We start from the raw sequence: 4,598 nt of genomic DNA on the forward strand, positions 1-4,598 counted from the left end.
TACGTGTCGCTGAGCCTCTTCTGGGCCCTGTCGATCACCGCCATAAGCCCCGCCGCCGGCAGGCTGCCGCTGAACGAGAACGCCGGGTTTATCAACTGCGTCATTATGCTGGATATGCTCGCATTGAGCTGCGCGAGGCTGGTCGTGTTGAAATAGCTCTCTTTGCGCCCCATCCATGCCGCGGCTGAGCCCGGCATGGTATATGACAGGTTCCCGGCTTTCATGGCTTCCTCGATCGATTCCCACGCCATCTGGCCCGCGTTAAGCAGAGTTACGAGATATTGCCGCTTGGCGTTACATTCGGCCCTATACAGTTCAGCAAGCGCCTGGTCCCTCATATCCGCGGCTTTTTGGAGCTCAGCATCCCGCGTTTCCTCTATCCACGCCACTTCCTTGAGATATATCCCCGTCGCGTTGTCCATCAGCGCGGCCGCGGCTTCACCCAGGGCTTCAGGCACTTTTTCCGTGTAGAACTCGTATATCTTTTCGAACTTAGCTATCTCATAATCCGACATAGCCGTGCTTATATCAACATCCCTCTTGAAGACCGCTTTCATTATCTTGTCGGAAGTGTGTATCTTCGTGGCGGAATTGTCTCCGCTGTCATCTACCGGGTTATATATGGTAAGTTGATCGCTCCCAAAACCGTACGGGTCCCTGTCCAGCACCGCTGAATGCACTTCTTGGTCCCACCAGTCAGGCGCGTCAGCGAACCCGGTCCCAAAATACGCGTCATAACGGTTGGTGGTACTGTCACTCTTGTCGTACTTACCCACATACTCCCACGATTTTACCAGCGAAGAGTAGTAATAGTATTTCCTGGCCCGGGTGTACGTCGACGAATAATCGGAGGATTCTTCCGGCAAGAGGCCCCTGTAATCGGACCAATTGAAATACTCTTCCAACTTGCTGCCGTTCCCGAGGTACTGCCACACGCCAAGTGTGCCGGACGAGTAAAGTGATCCCGCCGAACTCGATGCCGAGGGTTTGGTCGGGCTGGTGGACCCCGCCATCAGCTTCTTTATCTGGTTATCTTCTTCCTTCTGTTCGGCCTCTTCATCACGCGGCTTCCCATACCCGTCAAGCAGGCCGCTTACCCAGAATACATGGCCGTTCTGCGCAAGGGACGGATACGGACCACTGCTGCTTATGGCTATCACATACTGATCCGAAAGGTCCCAAAGTTTCGCTATAAGGCTTCCCGAACGCACATCACCACTAGTTGTCCACGTATTTCCCTCAAGTACGGCACGATATGTGAACACTATACCAAGTGTATTTCTTCCAAGGTCGTATATCCGTCCGCTCATCGGATCCGCCATTTCGTAAAGATATCCACCGCCGTTACCCTGTATGTCGTTACGCGCATAGTAGGAATCCAGGAGGTCCTGCGCCCGGCCGGTCAACCCAACTATCTCGTCCCGGTCGAGCTTGTTGTCCAGCATATCGTTAAGTTCATCAATAACCGTCTCGAAGGCCTGTTCGCGCTGGTCCCATTGGTCGCTGTCGAACCCGGCTCCGAAATCGCTGGGATCGGCGCCCGTATTGGCCGCGTCAGCGAGCGCGTTAACACCTTCTATGAGGCTGGTCTCTATGCTCAATTCCTCCTGCACTTCATCGAGCGCGTCAAGCAGGCGTTGCCGGGCTTTCATTATGGATTCAGTGATCTTAGTATCGGCCTGTATGATCGCTTTACGCGCGGCAAGCTCTTCGCCCGCCGCCGCCTTCAATTCATCCGACGCCGTGCTGACTATAGCCTTATACTGCGTTGTCACCTCCGAGACCATACTGCTGAAGTCCGGCAATGAGCCTATAGCGTTCAGGTAGGCGTCAAGCTTTCCTGTTGTTTCCTCGAGACCGGTCCATTCCCATGTACCCTCGCAGAACTTGGACCGACCGTTATTATGGGTCACTTTCCCCTTACGTTCGACAAGCTCGCCTTCATCATCATATGTCATGAAATATCCCCACACACCGGCGCTTCTCTTTTCCTTGAACTTCCCGTTCTCATACAAGTCTTTCCCCAGGTTGATTATATTCTGCAGTTTCGGCACGATCTCATTCTTGATCGATTCCATTTTGCCTGCCAGAGAGGTAAGGGCCGAGGAGATCTGGTTCTTCACATTGGTAAGATGCGCCTTGACTTTATCGAGCGCGGTGGTTATGGAGCTCTTCAGCGGGTCGAACTGTCCCTGGAGCGTGGTGAGAGCGGTTTTCGCGTCCTCGACCGCCTGTTTAAGATACGCGGCCACGTTCGCCGGTATGGTATTATCGGTCATTATGGGCAAGCCCAGGAGCGTATTAATAGAGCTCAGGGCGTCCGTCACGTTGCCTTTCTGCGTGGTTATATCCTCTCCAAGGGTCTTGGCCACGCTGTCACTCACCATGCCCAATTGGGCTATCTGCGCATCGAACACGGCAAGGATACTGTCCTTCTCGCTGTTTATCGCCGTGGTATCGAATGCGGCACTCACGTAAGACAGCAGCGATTCCCATGGCGCGCTCCAGGCTATCCCGAGATAGTCGCCGTCATATACGCCCGTATCCTCCGTGAAATCCACCAGCACTTCACCCTCATAGTAATATTTTGTACCGTTAACATACGCGTTCTTCATGCCTTCCAGGACCTCAGTGAGATTCTCAGAGTATTCTGTGGTCGTAGGTGTGGTGAAATGTTTTCTCCCCTTCCAATGCGCCAGACAGGCGTTGATGAAGGCCTTAGCAAGGCTGGCGAAATTACTGTATGTGGAATACGCCTCATCCGGGAGGCCTTCAAGGGCTCCGCCCATAGCCGCTATATAATCGGTAAGCGTACCGCCGCCCCAGAACGTCTGGAGGGCCGTGGCGATGTCGGTATACGCGCTCTCCAGGTTATCCACCCCCGCGCCTGAGTTAAGCACGGAGTTGAGTTCGTTCATGGCGTCCCATCTGCCGCTCTCATACGCGTCGCGGATGGCCTTGTACATCTCTAGGGCGTCCCTTACGGACTCATATGTCCTCGTGGTCACCGACTGGTTTATCGGTATCGCCTTAGCTCCGGCATCCATGTCCAGCCCAAGGGCGATAAGACGATCTGAACGTATAGTGCCCGTACTACGGTCCGTGGAATCGGTGCCGTAATCCACCGTAGGCCACCAATAGCGGTCAAGCCAGGCCCTCTCGTCCAGCGGAACACCTCGGTATTCAAGTACGAGACCGGTCCTGGAGAACTCATCCGTCCCGTCCGCCTCATCCTTGGTAAGGTACGTTATCCTTATGGTCTTGTCCGCCAGGCGCTCCCTTACTTTTCTCCATGTGGACCCTTCACCCGGGTCATCCTCGAATTTGACATCGAAGAGGAAATTACCATAGGCGTTATTAAGCTCGGATGTGTCCTGTCCATAATATCGCTTGCTTGAAAGGTTCCCGTTGCCGGCATATGTGGTGATTATCATGGTCACAGCCCCGGAATCCGTGCCGTTATTCATAAGGCTTTTTATCATTTCATCACTGGCGGCCATACCGTACCAGGACACGAATTCGCCTGGTTCGATCTCTATCCAGCCTTCTCCGCCATCGCCTTCCTCTATCACATCAGCACCGGCTCCGAGTATGGCCTTTTGTTCGGCCACTGTAAGTGGCGAACCCGTAGCCGGATGCGTCATGCTTAAAACGGCCCCGTCCCAGGACGACATGAAATGGCTCTTTGATGTTACCACGGACCTGTTGTTCTCAAGGACCGTGACGTTGCCGAAATCGTCTATATCGGTGACCACCACGTAATGGTCCCCGCCGACGTGGACCACGACACGTTCTCCTTCCGCCACGAGCGCTTTCAGCTCGTTGAAGTCTATGGAATACGCGAACGGAACGGTACCCGTCTCTACTTCGACAAGACGGCTGAGCCCATACAAGGATACCTCAAGGTCTCCCTCGGGAGCGTTCCCTATCACGCCGGCCTGTATATCGTTGATGATGGTCTGCGCTACAAGGTACGCGTAATCAGTAACGTTCTTTATCGGGTCGATGAAGAATGCTATGGCATCGAACGCGCTCACGCCGAAATGTTCCGATTGGCCATCAAGCCACTCGACTATGTTGTTGATAGCCTGCTGCGTTTTCCCGCTGGACAGCTGAAGCCAGCTTTCCACCGCATCGATTATATTCTGCCTGAGCACGCTTTCTATTACCCTCTTCCCCGAGAAAAGTATGCTCGCGGACCCCGCGGCGTCGCCCGCCTGCGACATGATAAGGTCGACACAAAGCGATGTGTCATCCATCATCATGCTGGTAAGCCGGTTAAGCGATACGCTTACGGGGTTGAGCGGATCCCTCTCGTCCGTGATCGTGAACCCGTCCTCTATATTGAACTTGATGCCGCTGAGGATTACGAAGGGCTCCGTGGACGCGAAATAATCCGGGAATTCCGGTTCGGAATAGTCAACCGATTTCACGGTGACCTCGCCGGCCACCCACACCCCGCCGATCTTCTCGGCGGCTATGTCGACATATACGCTGTCGGCCGCCGGCCGTACTATCCTTATGGAGTCAGCGGTCGCTCCGGTACTGTCTATCTTTACATGCACCGTAGACCCGGATTCCTCCACTATCTTCGCCAA

The 4,598-nt window shown here is 54.2% G+C and carries 1 protein-coding gene; it reads right to left on the reverse strand.

Annotation, left to right across the window (positions count from 1 at the left end; translation table 11 throughout):
- A partial coding sequence (locus tag PHH49_08600; GenBank protein MDD5488998.1) for a hypothetical protein occupies nt 1–4,598 on the reverse strand: 4,598 nt, incomplete at both ends.

The sequence above is a fragment of the Candidatus Omnitrophota bacterium genome, from assembly GCA_028715965.1.
Classification (GTDB): domain Bacteria; phylum Omnitrophota; class Gorgyraeia; order Tantalellales; family Tantalellaceae; genus JAQUQS01.